Origin of the sequence: Kitasatospora cineracea, from assembly GCF_003751605.1 — a bacterium.
Classification (GTDB): Bacteria; Actinomycetota; Actinomycetes; order Streptomycetales; family Streptomycetaceae; genus Kitasatospora; species Kitasatospora cineracea.
In genome coordinates this window covers 571,964-594,750 of sequence record NZ_RJVJ01000003.1, presented here as the reverse complement: position 1 = coordinate 594,750, position 22,787 = coordinate 571,964, and the positions used below count along the sequence as shown (strand labels likewise).

4 protein-coding genes and 3 pseudogenes are annotated in these 22,787 nt (G+C 78.8%); all 7 read left to right on the top strand.

The window, feature by feature from the left end:
• Positions 1-141 precede the first annotated feature (141 nt).
• The 7 genes and pseudogenes from EDD39_RS42845 (at position 142) to EDD39_RS36750 (ending at position 22,758) form a co-directional block, all read left to right on the top strand.
• Complete coding sequence (locus EDD39_RS42845; protein WP_123563904.1) at positions 142-6,825, top strand: non-ribosomal peptide synthetase; 6,684 nt, start codon at positions 142-144, stop codon at positions 6,823-6,825.
• Positions 6,826-6,830: 5 nt separating this feature from the next.
• A pseudogene (locus EDD39_RS42840) lies at positions 6,831-7,073 on the top strand (condensation domain-containing protein); the annotation flags it as partial.
• Positions 7,074-7,149: 76 nt separating this feature from the next.
• Positions 7,150-7,371: pseudogene (locus EDD39_RS42835) on the top strand (condensation domain-containing protein); the annotation flags it as partial.
• Positions 7,299-8,143 (top strand): annotated as a pseudogene (locus EDD39_RS42830) (condensation domain-containing protein). The pseudogenes EDD39_RS42835 and EDD39_RS42830, both read left to right, overlap by 73 nt.
• Positions 8,080-14,685, top strand: a complete 6,606-nt coding sequence (locus EDD39_RS42825; RefSeq protein WP_123563903.1) for a non-ribosomal peptide synthetase — start codon at positions 8,080-8,082, stop codon at positions 14,683-14,685. The pseudogene EDD39_RS42830 and the gene EDD39_RS42825 overlap by 64 nt, the downstream one beginning before the upstream one ends.
• On the top strand, positions 14,682-22,262 hold the full coding sequence (locus EDD39_RS36755; RefSeq protein WP_123563902.1) for a non-ribosomal peptide synthetase: 7,581 nt from the start codon (positions 14,682-14,684) through the stop codon (positions 22,260-22,262). The genes EDD39_RS42825 and EDD39_RS36755 overlap by 4 nt, the downstream gene beginning before the upstream one ends.
• 259 nt (positions 22,263-22,521) lie before the next feature.
• Positions 22,522-22,758, top strand: a complete 237-nt coding sequence (locus EDD39_RS36750) for a hypothetical protein (protein WP_123563901.1) — start codon at positions 22,522-22,524, stop codon at positions 22,756-22,758.
• Positions 22,759-22,787 lie beyond the last annotated feature (29 nt).

Below are 22,787 nucleotides of genomic sequence, written 5' to 3'. Positions count from 1 at the left end.
GCACGTTCCGCGGCCCGTCGGCAATCCCCTTCATTCAGTGGGAATTCACCCCGCGGACGCCCCTGGGCCGACCGCGCGGTCGGCCGTTCCCGCAGCCGTTCCCATTCGTCGCTGGAAACCCCCACCGAAGGTGTCGTCGGCATGTCTGAATACCGTCCCGTCCCCTCGCCCGAAACCGCCCCGGAACTGCCGGAACCGCTGCCGGAGCTGCCGGAACTGCTGGAGCTGACCGCCGCCCAGCAGGGGGTGCGGTACGGCCAGCTGGTCGACCCGGACAGCGCGAAGTACAACATCGGCGAGTGCCTGGAGATCCGCGGCGGGCTCGACGAGGAGCTGTTCGCCGCGGTGGTGGACCGGGTGGTGCACCACTGCGACAGCCTGAACGCGGTGCTGGTCGAGCGGGACGGCGCGGTGCGCCAGCGGGTGGTGCGGCCGGAGGGCGTGCGGGAGCGGCTGCGCCGGGTGGACCTGGGCGGGGAACCGGACCCGGTGGCGGCGGCGGAGCGGTACATGGCGCGGGACATGGCCGCCGTCGACGACCTCGCGGCGCCCTCGCACCACTGGGCGCTGCTGCGGCTCGGGCCCGGACTGCACTACTGGTACGTCCGCTACCACCACATCTCGATGGACGGGCTGAGCGGCGCGGTGGTGGCCCGGGCGGTGGCCGAGCTGTACACCCGGGCGGCGGGCGGGGCGGAGCCGGTCGAGGTCGCGGGGCCGGTGGGCGGGCCGCTGCGGGCGCTGGTGGCGGAGGAGGCGGCCTACCGGGCCTCGGAGCAGTACGCGGCGGACCGGGCGTACTGGGTGGGCCGGTTCGCCGACCGGCCGGCCGACGCCGGTGCGGGCACCCTGCTGCGGCGGCGCACCGACGCCGGTGCGGGTACGCCGCTGCGGCGGCGCACCGACGGGGCCCCGGCGGGCGGGGGCGGGGCGCTGCACACGGGCGGGACGATGCCGCTGCCGGTGTTCGAGGGCCTGCGGCGGCTGGCCGCCGAGCACCGCACCACCTGGAGCGCCGTACTGGTCGCGGCGGTCGCCGCGTACGCGGCGCGGGTGGCCGGGCGGTCCGAGGTGTGCCTGGGGTTGGCCTCGCACGGGCGGCCGGGCCGGTTCCGGGAGGCGGTGGGGATGACCGCCACCGTGCTGCCGCTGCCGCTGGCGGTGGAGCCGGGGGCGACGGTGGGCGGCCTGGTGCGGGCCGTGGCCGCGGAGATGCGCGGCGCGCTGCGGCACCGGCGCTTCTCGCGCGCCGAGCTGGCCCGGGCGTTGAACCTGGCGGACGGCGGGGCGCGGCTGACCGACCTGGTGGTGAACGTCATGGGCTACGACTACGGTCTGGACTTCGCGGGCAGCCGGGCCACCTCCCGGGTGCTGTCGATCGGCCCGGTGGACGACGTGTCGCTGTTCGTCGCCGAGCGGGCCGAGGGGACGGGTCCGCTGATCGGTTTCGACACCGACCCGGGGCTGTACCACCCCGAGGACGTGCGGCTGCACCAGCGGGCGGTGTCCGGTTTCCTGGCGGCGTTCGCCGCGGCGGACGCGGACGCGGCGGTGGACGGCCTGCCGCTGGTGGACGCGGAGCAGGCCCGGCGGCTGGTGGAGCAGGGGCGGGGCGCCGCGCTGCCGGACCCGGCCGCGGGCGGGCTGGCGGCGGCGTTCGCGGCCCGGGCGGCGGCCGGCCCGGACGCGCCGGCCGTGGTGGACGGCGACGCGGTGCTGAGCTACCGGGAACTGGCCCGGCTGGCGGCCGGGTTGGGCGGGGCGCTGGCCGGGCACGGGGTCGGCCCGGAGGACGGGGTGGGGGTGCTGCTGGGGCGGTCGGCCGCGGTGGTGACGGCCTCGCTGGGCGCGGTGTCCGCGGGCGCGGTGTACGTGCCGATGGACCCGGACTGGCCGGCCGAACGGCTGGAGCGGGTGGCCGGGGTGGGCCGGGTGCGGGCGCTGGTGGTGGACGCGGCGGCGGCCGGGACGGACTGGGTGGCGGGGGCGGCCGGGCGGCTGCCGGTGCTGGTGGTGGACCGGTCGGGCGCGGTGCTGGACGGCGCGCCGCCGCGGCCCGGCCCGCTGCCGGGGGCGGTGCCCGGCGGGCGGCTGGCGTACACGGTGTTCACCTCGGGTTCGACCGGTCTGCCCAAGGGCGTCGGGGTGAGCCACGCCGACGTGCTGGCGCTGGCTGCGGACGGGGCGTGGGCGGACGGGGCGGTGGACGCGGTGCTGATGCACTCGGCGTACGTCTTCGACGCCTCGACGTTCGAGGTCTGGGCGCCGCTGCTGAACGGCGGCCGGGTGGTGGTCGCCCCGCCGGGAGTGCTGGACGCGGCCGGGCTGCGGGCGGCGGTGGAGCGGCACGGGGTGAGCGCGCTGTTCCTGACCACCGCGCTGTGCAACGAGATCGCCCGGACCGACCCGGGGGCGTTCGCGGGCCTGCGGCTGGTCGCGGCGGGCGGCGAGGCGGCCGCCCCCGGGGTGATGGGCGGGGTCGCCGCGGCCGCGCCGGACACCGCGGTGCTGCACGTGTACGGGCCGACCGAGACCACCACCTTCGCCACCCGCCACCGGGTGCGGCCCGGCGCGGACGGGGTGCCGCCGATCGGCCGGGCCCTGGACGGGATGCGGCTGTACGTGCTGGACGCGGCGCTGCGTCCCGTCCCGCCGGGCGTGGTGGGCGAGTTGTACGTGGGCGGGGCGGGGGTGGCGCGCGGCTACCTGGGCCGGCCGGGCCTGACCGCCGGGCGGTTCGTCGCGGACCCGTTCGCGGCGGACGGCTCGCGGATGTACCGCACCGGCGACCTGGTGCGCTGGACGGCGGACGGGGACGTCGACTACGCGGGGCGGGCCGACGGGCAGGTGAAGCTGCGCGGCTTCCGGATCGAGCCCGCCGAGGTGGAGAACGCGCTGCTGGCCCGCCCGGGCGTGCGGGACGTGCGGGTGCTGGTGCGCGAGGACGTGCCGGGCAACCCGCGGCTGGTGGCGTACGTGGTGCCGGAGCCCGGGGCCCGGGTGGAGGGCCCGGCGCTGGCCCGGGCGCTGGGCCGGGTGCTGCCCGCGTACACGGTGCCGGGCGCGTTCGTGCTGCTGGACGCGCTGCCGCTGAACGCCAACGGCAAGGTGGACCGGCGGGCGCTGCCCGCGCCGCCGCTCGCCGCCGCCGGGGGCGGCGCGCCGCGCACCCCGTACGAGGAGCTGCTGGCGGGGCTGTTCGCGGACGTGCTCGGGGTGCCCGCGGTGGGTGGGGAGGACGACTTCTTCGCGCTGGGCGGGCACTCGCTGCTGGCGACCCGGCTGGTGGCCCGGATCCGGGCGGCGACGGGGGCCGAGGTGGGGCTGCGCGAGGTGTTCGCGCACCCGACGGTGGCCGCGCTGGCGGCCGTGCTCGGCCCGGCGGGGGCGGGGCGGCCCGCGCTGGTGGCGGCGGGGCGGCCCGATCCGCTGCCGCTGTCGTTCGCGCAGCGGCGGCTGTGGTTCCTGAACCGGGCCGAGGACGCCGGGGACGTCTACAACGTGCCGCTGGTGCTGGCCCTGGACGGGCCGCTGGACGCGGCGGCGCTGAGCGGTGCGCTGGCGGACGTGCTGGCCCGGCACGAGAGCCTGCGCACGGTGCTGGCCGAGCGCGACGGCGTGCCCCGGCAGGTGGTGCTGGACGCGGCGGAGGCCGCGGCGCGGGTGCCGCTGGAGGTCGTCGAGGGCGTCCGGGCGGACGGGGACGGGGGCTCTCCGGCGGACGGGGACGGCTGGGTGGCGGGGGCGGTGCGGCAGGCGGCCGGGGCTCCCTTCGACCTGACCGCCGACCTGCCGGTGCGGGCCCGGCTGCTGCGGACCGGACCGGAGCGGCACGTGCTGGTGCTGGTGCTGCACCACGTGGGCGCCGACGGCTGGTCGCTGGCCCCGCTGTGCCGGGACCTGGCGGCCGCCTACCGGGCCCGGACCGGCGGCGGCGTGCCCGAGTGGCCCGCGCTGCGCGTCCAGTACGCCGACTACGCGCTGTGGCAGCGCGAGCTGCTCGGCGCCGAGGACGACCCGGAGTCCCTGGCGTCCCGTCAACTCGCTTTCTGGCGCGGGGCGCTGGCCGGCCTGCCCGGGCCGGTGGCGCTGCCGCTGGACCGCCCCCGCCCGGCGGTTCCCGGGCACCGGGGCGGCGCGGTGCCGTTCGAGCTGCCCGCCGAGGCGTACGCCGGGCTGGTCCGGCTGGCCCGGGAGAGCGGCTGCACGCCGTTCATGGTGCTGCACGCGGCGCTCGCGGTGACGCTGCACGCGCACGGCGCGGGCACCGACGTCCCGCTGGGCACGGCGCTGGCCGGGCGCACCGAGGAGGCGCTGGACGAGCTGGTCGGCTTCTTCGTCAACACCGTGGTGCTGCGCACCGACCTGTCCGGGGACCCGACGTTCCGTGAACTGCTGGGCCGGGTGCGGGAGTTCGACCTGGCCGCGTTCGGCCACGCCGACCTGCCGTTCGAGCGCCTGGTGGAGGACCTCAACCCGGACCGCTCCGGCGGCCACCACCCGCTGTTCCAGACCATGCTGGTGCTGCAGAACCAGCGGGCACCCGAGCTGGACCTGCCCGGCGTGACGGTGCGGGACCTGTCCGGGGCGCCGACGACCAGCAAGTTCGACCTGACCTTCTCGCTGACCGAGACCCGGGCCGGGGCGGAAGCCGGGGCCGGGGCGGAAGCCGGGGCCGAGGCGAAGGCCGAGACCGGGGCCGGAGCAGAAACCAGGGCCGAGAGCGGGGCCGGGGCCGGGGTCCGGGCCGGGGATGGCGGGGCGGGTGGCGGAACGGTTCGGCTGGGCGGGCACCTGGAGTACGCCGCCGAGCTGTTCGACGCGGGGACGGCGCGGGCGCTCGCGGACCGGTTCGCGCGCGTCCTGGCGCTGGCCGTCGCGGACCCCGACCGGGCGGTCGGGGACTTCGACCCGCTGACCGGGCCGGAGCGCGAGCGGCTGCTGGCGGGCGGGCGCGGCGAGCAGCGTCCGCTGCCCGGGCTGAACGTGCCCGAGCAGGTCGCCCGGTGGGCGGCCCGCACGCCCGGCGCGCCCGCCGTCCGGGACGCCCGTACCCGGCTCACGTACGCCGAGCTGGACGCCCGGGCGGACGCGCTGGCCGCCGTGCTGCGCGGGCGCGGTGCGGGCCGGGGTGCGCTGGTGGCGCTGGCCGCGGCGCCCTCGGTGGAGGCCGTGGTGGGCATGCTCGCGGTGCTGCGGGCGGGCGCCGCCTACCTGCCCGTGGACCCCGGCTACCCGGCCGCGCGGATCGGGCAGATGCTGGCGGACGCCCGGCCCGCGCTGCTGCTCACCGGGCCGGACGTCCCGGCCGCGGTGTCGGCGGCGGCGACCGGGGTGCCCCGCCTCGCGCTGGACGCCCCGCTGCCGCCGGCCCCGGCGGGCCGCGGCGGTCCGGCCGGTCCGGCCGGTCCGGCGGAGGCCGCGTACGTGATCTACACCTCCGGGTCGACCGGCCGTCCCAAGGGCGTGGTCGTCCCGCACCTGGCGCTGGCCAACCACATGGCGTGGATGGCCCGGCACCTGGGGCTGACCCCGGACGACCGGGTGCTCGCCCGCACCTCGACCAGCTTCGACGCCTCGGTGTGGGAGCTGTGGCTGCCGCTGACCTGCGGCGCGGAGGTGTGCGTGGCCCCGGCCGGGGCCAACCGGGAGCCGCGCGAGCTGCTCGACTGGATGCGCCGCTCCGACGTGACGGTGGCCCAGTTCGTGCCCTCGCACCTGGCGCTGGTGCTGGGCGAGGGGGGCGGCCGGGGCGGGGCGGAGCGGCCGTCGGCCGGGCTGCGGGCGGTGCTGTGCGGCGGGGAGGTGCTGCCCCGGGGGCTGGCCGAGGCCGTCGCGGGGCGCTGGGGGGTGGCGGTGCACAACCTGTACGGGCCGACCGAGGCGACCATCGACGCGACCGCGCACCGGGTGGCGGGGCCGGTGGCGGGCGGCTCGGTGCCGATCGGCCGGGTGGTGGACGGGATGCGGGCGTACGTGCTGGACGGGCGGCTGCGGCCGGTGCCGGCGGGGGTGGCCGGGGAGCTGTACCTGGCGGGGGCGAACCTGGCCCGGGGGTACCTGGGGCGGCCGGGGCTGACGGCGGAGCGGTTCGTGGCGGACCCGTTCGGGGCGGACGGCTCGCGGATGTACCGGACCGGCGACCTGGTGCGGTGGGGTGCGGACGGGCTGCTGCAGTACGTGGCGCGGGCCGACGAGCAGGTGAAGCTGCGCGGGTTCCGGGTCGAGCCGGGCGAGGTGGCGGCGGCGCTGCTGGCGCTGCCGGGGGTGGCGGCGGCGTGCGCGGTGGTCCGGGAGGACGTGCCGGGGCGGCCGCGGCTGGTGGGGTACGCGGTCGCGCCGGGGGTGGCGGCGGGGGCGTTGCGGGGGCGCTGGCCGGGGTGCTGCCCGGGTACCTGGTGCCGGAGGCGGTGGTGGTGCTGGAGGCGCTGCCGGTGCTGCCCAACGGGAAGGTGGACCGGTCGGCGCTGCCGGTGCCCGCGGAGGGGGCCGGGGGCGCCGGGGCGGGGCGGGCGCCGCGCACGGTGCGCGAGGAGCTGTTGGCGGGGATCTTCGCGGAGGTGCTGGAGCGGGCGGAGGTCGGGCCGGAGGAGGGCTTCTTCGAGCTGGGCGGGCACTCGCTGCTGGCGATGCGGGTGGTGGGCCGGGTGCGGTCGGTGCTGGGCGCGGAGCTGGCTGTCCGCACGCTGTTCGAGCACCCGACGGCGGCGGCGCTGGCGCGGGTGCTGGAGCCGGCCGCGGAGTCGGGCCGGCCGCCGGTGCGGGCGGTGGAGCGGTCCGGTCCGGTGCCGCTGTCGTTCGCGCAGGGCCGGCTGTGGTTCCTGAACCGGATGGAGGGGCCGGGTTCGGCGTACAACCTGCCGCTGGTGCTGGAGTTGCGCGGTGCGCTGGACCCGGAGGCGCTGGGCGGGGCGCTGCTGGACGTGGTGGGGCGGCACGAGTCGCTGCGCACGGTGTTCCCGGAGCGGGACGGGGTGCCGCACCAGGTGGTGCTGGACGCGGCGGTGGCGGTGCCGCGTCCGCCGGTGGAGAGCACGGCGCCGAAGGACCTGGAGGCGGCGGTGCTGGCGGCGGTCGGCGAGCCGTTCGACGTGCTGGTGGACCCGCCGCTGCGGGTGCGGCTGCTGCGGGCCGGCGCCGGAGCACCACGTGCTGGTGCTGGTGCTGCACCACATCGCGGGGGACGGCTGGTCGCTGGGGCCGCTGGTGCGGGACCTGGGGGCGGCCTACCGGGCCCGGCTGGCGGGCGGCGTTCCGGAGCCGGCGGCGGGGCGGGCGTTGCAGTACGCGGACTACGCGTGCTGGCAGCGCGAGCTGCTGCGGGAGGACGGGGCGCTGCTGCGGGAGCAGTTGGCGCACTGGCGGGGGGCGTTGGCGGGGCTGCCGGGGCTGGTGGAGCTGCCGTGGGACCGGCCGCGGCCGGCGGTGGCGGATCCGCGCGGGGCGTGGTGGAGTTCGAGGTGCCGCCGGCGCTGCACGCGGCGCTGCTGGGGTTGGCGCGGTCGGCGGGCGGGACGCTGTTCATGGTGCTGCGGGCGGCGGTGGCGGCGCTGCTGTCCCGGCACGGGGCGGGCGAGGACGTGCCGCTGGGGGCGCCGGTGGCGGGGCGGACCGACGAGGCGCTGGCGGACCTGGTGGGGTTCTTCGTGAACACGCTGGTGCTGCGCACCGACCTGTCGGGGATCCGACGTTCCGTGAACTGCTGGGCCGGGTGCGGGAGTTCGACCTGGCGGCGTTCGCGCACCAGGACGTGCCGTTCGAGCGGCTGGTGGAGGAACTGAACCCGGTGCGGGCCCGGGACCACCACCCGCTGTTCCAGACCGTGGTGGTGCTGCAGAACCAGCGGGCGGCCCGGCCGGAGCTGCCGGGGCTGGCGGTGGAGCAGCGGCTGGTGCACAACGGGCTGAGCAAGTTCGACCTGACCTTCTCCTTCGCCGAGGACACCGGGGGCGCCGGGGACGCCGGAGCACCGGGGCGGGCGGCGCCGGAGCCGCCGGGGCGGGCGGGCTGGCCGCGGGGCTGGAGTACGCCACCGCGCTGTTCGACCGTTCGACGGCCGAGGCGCTGGCGGCCCGGCTGGTGCGGCTGCTGGAGCTGGTGGCGGCCGAGCCGGACCGGCGGGTGTCAGGGTACGACCTGCTGACGGCCGGGGAGCACCTGCGGCTGTCGCGCTGGGGCACGGCGCGGGAGCTGCCCTCGGGGCCGGGTTCGGCGGTGGCGGGGACGCTGCCCGCGCTGTTCGGCCGGCAGGTCCGGCACGCGCCGGGCGCGCCGGCCGTGGTGGACGGCGGCGGGGTGCTGAGCTACCGCGAACTGGACGGGCTGTCGGCGGAGTTGGCGGGGGTGCTGGCCGGGCACGGGGTGGGTCCGGAGGACCGGGTGGGGGTGCTGCTGGGGCGTTCGGCGGCGCAGGTGACGGCCTCGCTGGGGGCGGTGCGGGCGGCGGCGGTGTACGTGCCGCTGGACGCGCGCTGGCCGGGCGAGCGGTTGGACCGGGTGGCGCAGGTGGCGGGGCTGCGGCTGCTGCTGGTGGACGAGGAGGGGGCCGGGTCGCCGTGGGTGGCGGAGCGGGGCCTGCCGGTGGTGGTGCTGGACCGGTGCGGGCGGGTGCTGCGCGGCGCGCCGCCGCGGCCGGGGCGTCCGGCCCGGGTGGCGGGCCCGGAGGCGCTGGCGTACGTGATGTTCACCTCGGGTTCGACCGGTCTGCCCAAGGGCGTCGGGGTGAGCCACGCGGACGTGGCGGCGCTGGCCGCGGACGGGGCGTGGGCGGACGGGGCGGTGGACGCGGTGCTGATGCACTCGGCGTACGTCTTCGACGCCTCGACGTTCGAGGTCTGGGCGCCGCTGCTGAACGGCGGCCGGGTGGTGGTCGCCCCGCCGGGGCTGCTGGAGGCCCGGACGCTGGACGTGGCGGTGCACGAGCAGGGGGTGACGGCGCTGTTCCTGACCACGGCGCTGTTCAACGTGGTGGCGGAGACCGACCCGGGGGCGTTCGCGGGCCTGCGGGTGGTGTGCGCGGGCGGGGAGCTGGCCTCGCCGGACGCGATGCAGCGGGTGGCGGCGACCGCGCCGGACACGGCGGTGCTGCACGTGTACGGGCCGACCGAGACGACCACGTTCGCCACCCGCCACCGGGTCTCCCCCGGGCTGCCGGCCGGTCCGCCGCCGATCGGGCGGCCGCTGGACGGGATGCGGCTGCACGTGCTGGACGCGGCGCTGAACCAGGTCGCGCCGGGCGTGGTGGGCGAGTTGTACCTGGCGGGCCGGGGCGTGGCGCGCGGCTACCTGGGCCGGCCGGGGGCGAGCGCGGAGCGGTTCGTGGCGGACCCGTTCGCGGCGGACGGCTCGCGGATGTACCGCACCGGCGACCTGGTGCGCTGGACGGCGGACGGGGAGGTGGCGTACGTCGCCCGGGCCGACGGGCAGGTGAAGCTGCGCGGCTACCGGGTGGAGCCGGGCGAGATCGAGGGCGTGCTGGCGGCGCTGCCGGAGGTCGCGGACGCGTTCGTGCTGGTGCGCGAGGACGTGCCGGGCGACCGGCGGCTGGTGGCGTACGTCGTCCCGGCGGCCGGGGCCGCGCCGCGGCCGGCGGAGCTGGCGCGGGCGGTGGGCCGGGTGCTGCCGGGGTACATGGTGCCGGCGGCGGTGGTGCTGCTGGCGGCGTTCCCGCTGAACCCGAACGGGAAGGTGGACCGGGCGGCGCTGCCGGTGCCCGAGGACGGGGCGGGCGCCGGGGCGGGGCGGGCGCCGCGCACGGCCCGCGAGGAGCTGGTGTGCGGGCTGTTCGCGGACCTGCTGGGCCGGGCGTCGGTCGGTGCGGACGAGGACTTCTTCGCGCTGGGCGGGCACTCGCTGCTGGCGACCCGGCTGGCGGCCCGGCTGCGCTCGGTGCTGGACGTGGACACCGAGGTGCGGACGGTCTTCGAGCACCCGACGCCGGCCGCGCTGGCGGCGGCGCTGGACGGTGCGCGGGCCGAGCGGCCCCGGCTGGAGCGGGCGGCCGGGCGGCCCGATCCGCTGCCGCTGTCGTACGCGCAGCAGCGGCTGTGGTTCCTGCACCGCTTCGAGGGGCCGAGCGCGACGTACAACGTGCCGCTGGTGCTGCGGCTGGACGGGCCGCTGGACGCGGCGGCGCTGGGCCGGGCGCTGACCGACGTGGTGGGGCGGCACGAGAGCCTGCGCACGGTCTTCCCGGAGACGGGGGGCGTGCCCCGGCAGGTGGTGCTGGACGCGGCGGGCGCGGACCTGGACCTGACGCCGCGGGAGGTGGACCCGGCGCAGCTGGACGCGGTGCTGGCGGCCGAGACGGCGTACGCCTTCGACGTGGCGGTGCAGCGCCCGGTGCGGGCCCGGCTGCTGCGGCTGGGGCCGGACGCGCACGTGCTGGTGCTGCTGGTGCACCACGTCGCGGGCGACGGCTGGTCGCTGGCGCCGCTGTCCCGGGACCTGGGCGCGGCGTACCGGGCCCGGTCGGCGGGGCGGGCGCCGGGCTGGGCGGAGCTGCCGGTGCAGTACGCGGACTACACGCTGTGGCAGCGCGCCCTGCTGGGCGACGAGGGCGACCCGGCGGGGCTGGCGGCGCGTCAGCTGGCGTTCTGGGAGGAGGCGTTGGCGGATCTGCCGGACGTGCTGGAGCTGCCGGTGGACCGGCCGCGGCCGGCGGTGGCCTCGCACCGGGGCGACGCGTTCGCCTTCCCGGTGGACCCGGACACCCACCGGGCGCTGGACGCGCTGGCCCGCTCGCGCGGCTGCAGCCTGTTCATGGTGCTGCAGGGGGCGCTGGCGGTGCTGCTGCACCGGCACGGCGCGGGCGAGGACATCGCCCTGGGCACGCCGGTGGCGGGGCGCACCGACGAGGCGCTGGACGAGCTGGTGGGCTTCTTCGTGAACACGCTGGTGCTGCGCACCGACCTGTCGGGGGACCCGACGTTCGAGCAGGTGCTGGACCGGGTGCGGGAGTTCGACCTGGCGGCGTACGCGCACCAGGACGTGCCGTTCGAGCGGCTGGTGGACGCGCTGGAGCCGGAGCGGACCGAGAGCCGCCACCCGCTGTTCCAGGTGATGCTGGCGCTGCAGAACAACGCCGGGGCGGAGCTGGAGCTGCCGGGGCTGGTGGTGGCGCAGCAGCCGGTGCGCACCGGGATCAGCAAGTTCGACCTGACCTTCACCTTCGCCGAGCGCCGGGACGGGCGGGGCCGCCCGCTGGGGCTGGACGGGACGCTGGAGTTCGCCGCGGACCTGTTCGAGCCGGCCACGGCGCGGGCGCTGGCGGAGCGGCTGGTGCGGCTGCTGGGCGTGCTGGCGGCCGATCCGGGGCTGCGGGTGGGCGCGGTGCCGGTGCTGGACGGCGCGGAGCGGGCGGCGCTGGCCGAGGCGGCCCGCGGGCCGGTGCGGGCGGTGGCGGAGCGGTCGGTGCCGGGGGCGTTCCGGGCGCAGTGCGCGCGCACCCCGGACGCGCTCGCGGTGCGGGCCGGCGCGGCGTCGTTGACCTTCGCGGAGCTGGACGCGCGTTCGGACGCGCTGGCGCGGCGGCTGCGCGGGCGCGGGGTGCGGCGCGGGGACGTGGTGGCGCTGGCGATGCCGGGCACCGCGGAGCAGGTGGTGGCGATGCTGGCGGTGGCGAAGGCGGGCGCGGCGTGGCTGCCGCTGGACCCGCAGTACCCGGCGGGGCGGCTGCGGTTCGTGGTGGAGGACGCCCGGCCGGTGCTGCTGCTGGCCCCGGCGGGGGTGCTGGCGGCGCTGCCGGAGCTGCCGGTGCCGGTGCTGGCGCTGGACGGCGGCGGGGCGCCGGACGGGGCCGGGGAGGTCCCGGAGGTGGCGCTGGTGGACCCGGCGCCGCTGGACGCCGCGTACGTGATCCACACCTCGGGTTCCACCGGCCGTCCCAAGGGGGTGCTGGTCACCCACGCGGGGCTGGTCAACCACATGGCGTGGCTGGCCGGGCACCTGGGCCTGACCGGGGCGGACCGGGTGCTGGCCAGGACCTCGCCGAGTTTCGACGCCTCGGTGTGGGAGACCTGGCTGCCGCTGCTGCACGGCGGGGCGACCTGCCCGGTGCCGCCGGAGCTGAACCACGACCCGGCCGGGCTGCTGGCCCGGATGCGCGCCGAGGGCGTGACGGTGGCCCAGTTCGTGCCGTCGCTGCTGGCGCTGGTGCTGGGCGAGACGGAGCGGGAGGCGGCGCCGGCCGCGCTGCGGGCGGTGCTGTGCGGCGGCGAGCCGCTGACCGGGGCGCTGGCCGGGCGGGCCGCGCGGGCCTGGGGCGTGGCGGTGCACAACCTGTACGGGCCGACCGAGGCGACCATCGACGCCACCGCGCACCGCTGGCGGCCCGCGGAGGACGGGGCGGGCGGCGTGCCGCTGGGGCGTCCGGTGGACAACCTGCGGGCGTACGTGCTGGACGACGCCCTGGGGCCGGTGCCGCCGGGGGCGGTGGGCGAGCTGTACCTGGCGGGTGCGGGCCTGGCCCGCGGCTACCTGGGGCGGGCGGCGCTGACCGGGTCCCGGTTCGTGGCGGACCCGTTCGCGGCGGACGGGACGCGGATGTACCGCACCGGCGACCTGGTGCGGCGGGGCGCGGACGGGCTGCTGCGCTACCTGGGGCGCGACGACGACCAGGTGAAGCTGCACGGCCTGCGGATCGAGCCGGGCGAGGTGGAGGCGGCGCTGACCGCGCTGGACGGGGTGGGCGCGGCCTGCGTGCTGGTGCGGGCGGAGCGGCTGGTGGCCTACCTGGTGCCCGCGGCGGGCGGCGCGCTGCCGTCGGACGCGGAGCTGCGGGCCCGGCTGGCGCAGGTGCTGCCGGCGGCGCTGGTGCCGGCGGTGTTCGTGCGGCTGGCGGCGCTGCCGCTGCTGCCCAGCGGGAAGGCGGACCGGCGGGCGCTGCCCGATCCGCCGCGGCCCGCGGCGGCGGTGGCCGGGAGCGGGGCGGGCCGGCCCGCGGCCGGGCCGGAGCGGGTGCTGTGCGAGGTGTTCGCGGGGGTGCTGCGGGTGCCGGAGGTCGGGCCGGAGGAGGACTTCTTCGCGCTGGGCGGGGACAGCATCCTGTCGATCCAGCTGGTCAGCCGGGCCCGGGAGGCGGGGCTGCTGGTCACCCCGCGCGACGTGTTCCTGCACCGGACGCCGCGGGCGGTGGCCGAGGTGGCCCGGGCGGCGGGCGCGGTGCCCGCGGCGGCGGCCGGGGACGGGACGGGCGCCATGCCGCCGACCCCGATCGCGGCCTGGTTCCTGGACCGGCCGGGCCCCACCGACGGCTACCACCAGTCCGTGGTGCTGCGCACCCCGGCCGGGGCGGACCGGGAGCGGCTGGCGGCGGCGCTGCAGCTGCTGGTCGACCACCACGACATGCTGCGGGTGCGGGTGACCCGGGCCGCGGGCGGTGCGGCGGCGCTGGAGGCGCTGCCGCGCGGGGCGGTGCCGGTCGGGCCGCGGCTGGTGCGGCTGGACGTGGCGGGCCTGGCCGAGCCGCGGGTGCGGGAGGTGCTGGCCGCCGAGGGCGAGCGGGCCCGGGGGCGGCTGCGGCCGACGCACGGCGGGGTGCTGGAGGCGGTGTGGTGCGACGCGGGGCCGTCCGCGCGCGGGCGGCTGCTGCTGCTGGTGCACCACCTGGCGGTGGACGCGGTGTCCTGGCGGATCCTGGTCGAGGACCTGGCGACCGCCTGGCGGGCGGTGTCGGGCGCGCCGGACGCGGTGCTGCCGCCGGTGGGCACCTCGTACCGGGCCTGGGCGCGGCTGCTGGCGGCGCAGGGCGCGGCCGGGGACCGGGCGGGCGAGCTGCCGCTGTGGGAGGCGGTGGCGCGGGCCGAGGAGCCGCCGCTGGGCGCCCGGGCGCTGGACGCGGCCCGGGACACGGCGGGGCGGACCCGGTCGCTGACCACCCGTCCGGCGGCCGGCTGCACCCGGGAGCTGCTGACCACGGCGCCGCAGGCGTTCCACGCCGGGGTGGACGACGTGCTGCTGACGGCGCTGGCGCTGGCGGTGCGTTCCTGGCGGGCGGAGCGGTCCGGGTCGGACGGGCGGGCGGGGGTGCTGGTGGGCCTGGAGAGCCACGGGCGCGAGCAGCTCGCCGAGGGCCTGGACCTGTCGCGCACGGTGGGCTGGTTCACCAGCCTGTACCCGGTGCTGCTGGACCCGGGGCCGCTGGACCCGCGGGCGCCGGGCCGGTTCGACGCCGGGCTGGTGGACCGGGCGGTGAAGAACGTCAAGGAGCAGCTGCGGGCGGTGCCGGACCACGGCGTCGGGTACGGGGTGCTGCGGCACCTGGACCCGGCCGCCCGGGGGCGGCTGTCCGGCGGGGCCGGGCCGCGGATCGGCTTCAACTACCTGGGCCGCCACCCGGCGCCCGGCGACGGCCCGGCGGCGGACTGGGAGGTGCTGCCGGACGGCGGCGCGCCGGCTCCGGCGGACCCGGGCATGCCGGTGCACCACGTGCTGGACGTCAACGCGCACACCGAGGACGGGCCGGACGGCCCGCGCCTGACGGCCCGTTGGACGTGGGCCGCCGACCTGCTCGGGGAGGCGGACGTGGCGGCGCTCGCGGACGCCTTCGACCGGGCGCTGCGGGCGGTCGCGGAGCACTCCGCGCAGCCCGACGCGGGCGGCTGGACGCCGTCCGACCTTCCCCTGGTCTCGCTGGACCAGGCCCAACTCGACCGACTGCAGAACAAGTGGGGTGGACGCGCATGACCGGGTTCCAGTTGGAGGACGTACTGCCGCTGACGCCGTTGCAGGCGGGCATGCTCTTCCACGCGCTGTACGACGCCGAGGCGGTGGACGTGTACACCTCGCAGTTCGTGCTGTCGCTGGAGGGCGGGGTGGACGCGGCGGTGCTGCGGGCGGCGCTGGGCGCGCTGCTGCGGCGGCACGCCAACCTGCGGGTGGGGTTCCTGCACGAGGACCTGGACCAGCCGGTGCAGGCGGTGGCGGCCGAGGTGCCGGTGCCGCTGCACGAGCAGGACCTGGCGGCCGCCGGGGGCGGGGCGGCGGCGGTGGAGGGGCGGCTGCGGGAGTTCCTGGCCGCCGACCGGGTGCGGCGCTTCGACCTGGCCTCCCCGCCGCTGATGCGCTTCGCGCTGCTGCGCACCGGCCCGGACCGGCACCGGCTGGTGATCACCGCGCACCACGTCCTGCTGGACGGCTGGTCGGTGCCGCTGCTGCTGCGCGAGCTGTTCGAGCTGTACGGGAGCGGGGGCGACGCGGCCGGGCTGCCCCGGGTCGCCCCGTACCGCTCCTACCTGGCCTGGCTGGCCGGGCAGGACCGGGGCGCGGCGCTGGACGCCTGGCGGGCGGCGCTGGCCGGGGTGGAGGCGCCGACGCTGCTGGCGGGGCGGGCGGCGGCCGGGGCGGCGGGCGCGGGCGAGCTGCCCGAGACGCTGGTGCTGGAGCTGGACGCGGCGGCCGCCGAGCGGCTGCGGGCCACCGCCCGGGCGCACCGGCTGACGCTGAACACGCTGGTGCAGGGCGCGTGGGGGCTGCTGCTGGCGCGGCTGACCGGCCGCTCGGACGTGCTGTTCGGGACGACGGTGTCGGGGCGGCCGCCGGAGCTGCCCGGGGTCGAGTCGATGGTCGGCCTGTTCATCAACACGGTGCCGGTGCGGTTGGCGGTGCGGCCGGGCGAGGGCCTGGCGGCGCTGCTGGCCCGGTTGCAGGACGAGCAGGGCGCGCTGCTGGGCAGCCAGCACGTGGGGCTGACCGACATCGCGGCGACCACCGGCCTGGACACCCTGTTCGACACCCTGCTGGTGTTCGAGAACTACCCGCTGGACCAGGAGGGCCTGCGGGCGGCCGGGCGGGCGCTGCCGGGCCTGGCCGTGACCGGCATGGCGGGCAGCGACGCCGCGCACTACCCGCTGACCCTGACGGTGGCGCCGGGCCGGACGCTGCGGATCACCTTCGCCTTCCGGCCCTCGGTGCTGGAGCGGCCGTGGGCGGAGCGGACGGTGGCCCGGCTGCGGCAGTTGCTGGAGGTGCTGGGCGGGGGCCTGGCGGGGCGGGCCGACGCGCTGCCGGTGCTGCTGGCGGGCGAGCGGGAGCGGCTGCTGGCCCGGGGCGCGGGGGCGGCGCTGCCGGCCGGCGTCGAGGGCACCGACCTGGCGGCGGCGGTGGCCCGGCGGGCGGCCGGGCGGCCGGGCGCGGTCGCGGTGGCCGGGGCGGGCGAGCACCTGACCTACCGTCAACTCGTGGATGTTTCGGACGGGTTGGCGGGTGCGCTGGCCGGTCTCGGGGTGGCCCCGGAGGAGGGGGTGGGCCTGCTGCTGGGCCGGTCGGCCGCGCAGGTCAGCGCGCCGCTGGCGGTGCTGCGGGCGGGCGGCGCGTACGTGCCGCTGGACCCGCGCTGGCCGGCCGAGCGGCTGGAGCGGGTGGCCGCGGCGGCGGCCCCGCGGCTGCTGGTGGTGGACGGGGCCAACGCCGGGCACCCGTGGGTGCGGGCGCTGGGGCCCGGGGTGCGGGTGCTGACCGTGGACGGCGCGGGCCGGGTGCTGGCCGGGGCGCCGGAGCGGCCCGGCGCGCTGCCCGCCCCGGCGGGCGGGCGGCGGCTGGCGTACGTGATGTTCACCTCCGGCTCGACCGGCCTGCCCAAGGCGGTGGGCGTCACGCACGCGGACGTGGCCGCGCTGGCCGCCGACCGGACCTGGGACGGGGACGGCGCGGGCGAGGCGGTGCTGCTGCACTCGGCGTACGTGTTCGACGCGGCGACCTTCGAGCTGTGGGTGCCGCTGCTGCGCGGCGGCCGGGTGGTGGTGGCGCCGGAGGGCGTGCTGCAGCCGGCGGCGCTGCGCGAGGCGGTGGAGCGGGACGGGGTGCGGGCGGCGTTCTTGACCACGGCGCTGTTCAACGTGGTCGCCGAGACCGACCCGGGCGCGCTGGGCCTGCTGCGGCTGGTGGCCTGCGGCGGCGAGGCGGCCGCGCCGGGGGTGCTGCAGCGCCTGGCGGCCGCGCACCCCGGCACCCGGGTGCTGAACGCGTACGGGCCGACCGAGGCCACCACCTTCGCGCTGCTGCACCGGGTGCCCGCCGCGGGCGCCCCGGCCGGGGCGCCGCCGGTCGGGCGGCCGCTGGACGGGGTGCGCGCCCTGGTGCTGGACGGCGCGCTGCGGCCGGTGCCGGACGGCGCGGAGGGCGAGCTGTACCTGGCGGGGCCGGGCGTGGCCCGCGGCTACCTGGGGCAGCCCGGGGCGACCGCCGCCCGGTTCGTCGCCGACCCGGCGGGCCCGGCGGGCTCCCGGATGTACCGCACCGGCGACCTGGTGCGCCGGTGCGCGGACGGGAGCGTCGCCTACGTGGGGCGGGCCGACCAGCAGGTGAAGCTGCGCGGCCACCGGATCGAGCCGGGCGAGGTGGAGGCGGTGCTGCGCGCCCACCCGTCGGTGCGGGCGGCCTGCGTCGTGGTCCGCGAGGACCGGCCGGGCGACCGGGCCCTGGTCGGGTACGCCGTCCCGGCGGCGGGCCGGACCGCGGACCCGGCGGCGCTGGCCGGGTACCTGGGCGGCCGGCTGCCCGCGTACCTGGTGCCCTCGGCGGTGGTGGTGCTGGAGGCGCTGCCGATGACCGCCAACGGCAAGCTCGACCGGGCCGCGCTGCCCGCCCCCGCGGCGGCCGCGCCGACCGGCGGCCGGGCGCCGCTGGAGGGCCGGGAGGAGATCCTGGCCGGGCTGTTCGCCGGGACGCTGGGCCTGCCCCGGGTCGGCGCGGACGACAACTTCTTCGCGCTGGGCGGCAATTCGCTGCTGGCGACGCTGCTGGTGGGCCGGATCCGCTCCGCGCTGGACACCGAGGCGCAGATCCGCACCCTGTTCGAGCACCCGACGGTCGCGGCGCTCGCCGCGGCCCTGCGCGACGCCGGGCGCCCGGCCCGCCCGGCGCTGCGCCGCGGCCCGCGGCCCGCCCGGCTGCCGCTCTCCCCCGCCCAGCAGCGGCTGTGGTTCCTGCACCGCCTGGACGGCCCGTCCGCGACCTACCACGTGCCGTTCGCGGTGCGCCTGGACGGGCCGCTGGACGTGGACGCGCTGCGGCTGGCCTGCCACGACGTGGTGGAGCGGCACGCCGCGCTGCGCACCGTCTTCCCGTCGGGGCCGTCGGGGCCGGACGGGCCGGACGGGCCGGTGCAGCGGATCGTGCCGGGCGCCGAGGTGCGGCTGCCGTTCGCGGTGGAGGACGTCGAGCCGGGCAAGTGCGCGGACCGGGTGGCCGCGGCGGTCGCCGAGCCGATCGACGTGGAGCGCGAGGTCCCGCTGCGGGCGGTGCTGCTGCGGGAGGCCGCCGACGCGCACGTGCTGGTGCTGGTGGTGCACCACATCGCCGCGGACGGCTCCTCGCTGGCGCCGCTCTTCCGCGACCTGGGGGCCGCCTACCGGGCCCGGCTGGCGGGCGGCGCCCCCGGTTGGGCGCCGCCGCCGGTCGACTACGCCGACTACACGCTGTGGCAGCGCGAGCTGCTCGGCGCCGAGGACGACCCGGAGTCCCTGGCGTCCCGTCAGCTGGATTTCTGGCGCGGGGCGCTGGCCGGCCTGCCCGAGCGGATCGAGCTGCCCTGCGACCGGCCGCGACCGGCCGGGGCCGGGCACGGCGGCGCCACCCACCACTTCACCGTGGACGCCGCCACCGCCGGGCGGATCACCGCGCTGGCCCGGGCCGGGCGGTGCAGCGAGTTCATGGTGCTGCAGGCCGCGCTGGCGCTGCTGCTGCACCGGCACGGCGCGGGCGAGGACGTCCCGCTGGGCACCGCGGTGGCCGGGCGCACCGACGAGGCGACCGCCGACCTGGTGGGCTTCTTCGTCAACACCCTGGTGCTGCGCACCGACCTGTCCGGGGACCCGACGTTCCGTGAACTCCTGGACCGCGTCAAGGAGTTCGACCTGGCCGCGTACGCCCACCAGGACGTGCCGTTCGAGCGGCTGGTCGAGCTGCTGAACCCGGCCCGGGCCGACCACCACCCGCTGTTCCAGACCATGCTGGTGCTGCAGAACCACTCCCCCGCCGCGCCCGCCGAACTCCCCGGGCTGGCGGTCCGCCCGGTGCCGGTGGACCTGGGCGCCAGCAAGTTCGACCTGTCCTTCACCTTCGTCGCGACCCCGGACGGCGCGGCCCCGGACGGCTCGGTCCCGGACGGCGCCGGGGGCCTGGCCGCCACCGTCGACTACGCGACCGCGCTGTTCGACGCCGACACCGTCCGGGCGCTGGCCGAGCGGCTGGTGCGGCTGCTGCGGGCCGTCACCGACGACCCCGGCCTGCCGCTGCACGCCTACCCGGTGCTCGACCCGGCCGAGCAGGCCCGGCTGGAGCGCTGGGGCACCGGCCCGCGGGCCGAGCCGCCCGCCGCCTTCCCGGAGCTGTTCGCCCGGCAGCTGCGCCGCACACCCGACGCGCCCGCCGTCCGCGACCCGCGCACCACCCTGACCTACCGTCAGCTCGACGCCCGCGCCGGGGCGCTGGCCCGCCGGCTGACCGCGCTGGGCGTCGGCCCCGAGGACCGGGTCGCGGTCGCGCTGCCCCGCGACAGCGGCCTGGCGGTGGCCCTGCTGGCCGTCCTGCGGGCCGGGGCCGCCTACCTGCCGCTCGACCCGGCCTACCCGGCGGCCCGGCTGGCGTACATGCTCGAGGACGCCGCGCCCCGGCTGCTGCTCACCACGCCCGAGGTGCACGCGGGCCTGCCGGGCTCGGCGGTGCCGCACCTGTACCCCGACGCGGCCGGCGGTGCTCCGGACGTGCCGCCGGGGCCGGAGCCCGCGGTGGACCCGGCCCACCCCGCGTACGTGATCTACACCTCGGGCTCGACCGGGCGGCCCAAGGGCGTGGTGGTCACCCACCGGGGCATCGCGGCGCTGGCGGGCACCCAGCGGGAGCGGCTGCGGGCGGGGGACGGGAGCCGGGTGCTGCAACTGGCGTCGGTGAGCTTCGACGCCGCGTTCTGGGAGCTGTGCATGGGCCTGCTGTCCGGTGCCTGCCTGGAGCTCGACACCCGTGAGGCGCTGCTGCCGGGCCCGGCGCTGGCCGCCCGGGTCCGCGAGCACGGCATCACCCACCTGACCCTGCCCCCGGCCGCCCTGGCCGTGCTGCCCGCCGGTTCGCTGCCCGCCGGGACCACCCTGGTGCTGGCCGGCGAGACCTGCCCGCCCGCGCTGGCCCGCGCCTGGGCCCCGGGGCGCTTCCTGGTCAACGCGTACGGCCCCACCGAGACCACGGTCTGCGCCACCATGAGCGGCTTCCGGCCCGCCGGAGCCCTCCCGGCCGGGGAGCGGCCGGACCGGGCGGTGCCGATCGGCGTTCCCGTGGACGGCACCCGGGTGCGCGTCCTGGACGCCCGGCTGTCGCCCGTCCCGCCGGGCGTGGTGGGCGAGTTGTACGTGTCCGGCGAGGGCCTGGCGCGCGGCTACCTGGGCCGCCCGGGCCTGACCGCGTCCCGTTTCGTCGCCGACCCGGCCGGGGCGCCCGGCGAGCGGATGTACCGCACCGGCGACCTGGCCCGCTGGCGCCGCGACGGGCAGGTGGAGTACGTCGGGCGCGCCGACGAGCAGGTCAAGCTGCGCGGTTTCCGGATCGAACCGGGCGAGGTGGAGGCGGCGCTCACCGCGCTGCCGGGCGTCGCGGCGGCCTGCGTCGTGGTCCGCGAGGACCGGCCGGGCGACCGGCGGCTGGTCGCGTACACCGTCCCGGACGGGCCGGACGGCGCCCCGACCGACGCCGCCGAACTGCGGGCCCGGCTGGCGGACGTGCTGCCCGGGCACCTGGTGCCCGCCGCGTACGTCCGGCTGGACGCGCTGCCGCTGACCCCCAACGGGAAGACCGACCGCCGCGCGCTGCCCGCCCCCGAGGGCCCGGCCACCGCCGGGCGGGGGCCGCGCACCGAGCGGGAACGGGTGCTGTGCGAGGTGTTCGCGCAGACCCTGGGCCTGCCCGGGGTCGCCGCCACCGACGACTTCTTCGCCTCCGGCGGCCACTCCCTGCTGGTGGTGACCCTCGCCCAGCGGATCGAGGAGCGCTGCGGCCGCCGCCTCTCGCTGCGCGCCCTGTTCGCGGCCCCGACCCCGGAGGGCGTCGCCCGCCTGCTGGACGGGCCCGCGCCCGGGTCCGGTGCGGGAGCGGAGGCGGTGGACTGGGCCGCCGAGGTGCGGCTGGCCCCCGACATCACCGGCACCGCCCGGCCCCGGGCTGACCGGCCCCGGGCCGTCCTGCCCGCTCCCGTGCCACTGCTGACGGGTGCCTCCGGGTTCCTCGGGGCGTTCCTGCTGCGCGACCTGCTGGAGGCGACCGGCGGGCCGGTGGACTGCCTGGTGCGGGCCGCGGACGAGCGGGACGGGGCGCTGCGGCTGGAACGGAACCTGCGGCGGTACGGGCTGTGGCGGGAGCACTACCGGGACCTGGTCCGCCCGGTGCCCGGCGACCTCGGCGCGCCCGGGCTGGGGCTCGACCCGCAGGCGCGGGCGGCGCTGCTGCGCCGGCTGGGGCCGGTCGTGCACAACGGGGCCCGGGTCAACTTCGCGGCGGGGTACCGGGAGTTGCGGGGCGCGAACGTCGCGGGCACCGAGGAGTTGCTGCGCCTGCTGGCGGACTCCCGCTCCCCCGGCCTGCACCACGTCTCGACCACCGGCGTCCACCCGGCGACCGGCGGCCCGGCCACCGTCACCGAACGCACCCCCGCGGGTCCGGTCGAGGCGCTGCCGGACGGCTACGCGCAGAGCAAGTGGGTCGCCGAGGGCCTGGTCGCCCTGGCCCGGGAGCGCGGCCTGCCGGTCACCGTGCACCGCCCCGGCCGGATCAGCGGCGACACCGCCACCGGGGCCTGCCAGGACCGCGACCTGCTCTGGCAGCTGATCAAGGGCTGCCTCCAGGCCGGAGCCGTCCCCGACCTGCCGCCCGGCTCCACCGGCTGGGTCCCGGTGGACTACGTCAGCGCCGCGATCACCGCGTTCGTGCTCGCCGCCCCCGCCGGCACCGGCACCTTCCACCTCACCCACCCCGAACCCCCGGACCTGGCCCAGGTGTTCGCCGCCGCCGAAACCCTCGGCTACCGCCTGCGCACCCTGCCCGCCGACCACTGGCGCGCCACCGTCGCCGCCCGCCACGACAACGCCGCCCAGCTCTTCCTCGGCGAGACCGGCCCCGCCCCGGAACCCGCGGCGGCCCGCCGCTTCGACTCCCGCCGCACCGCCGAGGCCGCAGCCCGCCTCGGCGTCCGCCCCGCCCCCCTGACCGAGGAGGTCCTCATCCGCTACCTGTCCTACTTCCGCACCACCGGCTTCCTCCCCGCCCCGGGCACCGCCTGACGGCCCGGCACCGTCCTGGCGGACCGGCACCGTCCCGGCGGATCGGGCAGACGGCCTGTCAGGTACCGAACAGTGCAAGTTCTGTCCGGAAGATGATCGTCAGCCTGACAGGCAGGCCCCTGACGTGCACGGTCGCAGGAACACCCCACTGCTTCCGGTCGGAATTGGTCTCTACCATTGTCCCGTCATCGCCTTCGGGGGATGCTCTTCGGCGAAGCGCCGGGCACAGGCCCGGCGCTCGCCGTCGAGAGGAAGACCCATGTCGATTCGCAAGGCGTTCTCCGCCGTCGCCGTGGCCGGTGTCGTGGCCGGCGGCGCCCTGGCCGCGGCCCCGGGCGCCCAGGCGGCCACCTACACCTACGTCGGCGTGTACCCCACCGCCGCCGCCTGCAACACGGCCGGCCAGGCGTACGTGAACAGCCAGCAGGCCGTCACCTACTTCTGTGACACCACCACCCCGACCGGCCCGGCGCGGCTCTCCGTGGTCCTGCGCTGAACCAGTGGCCCCCGCCGGGCCGGCGCTTC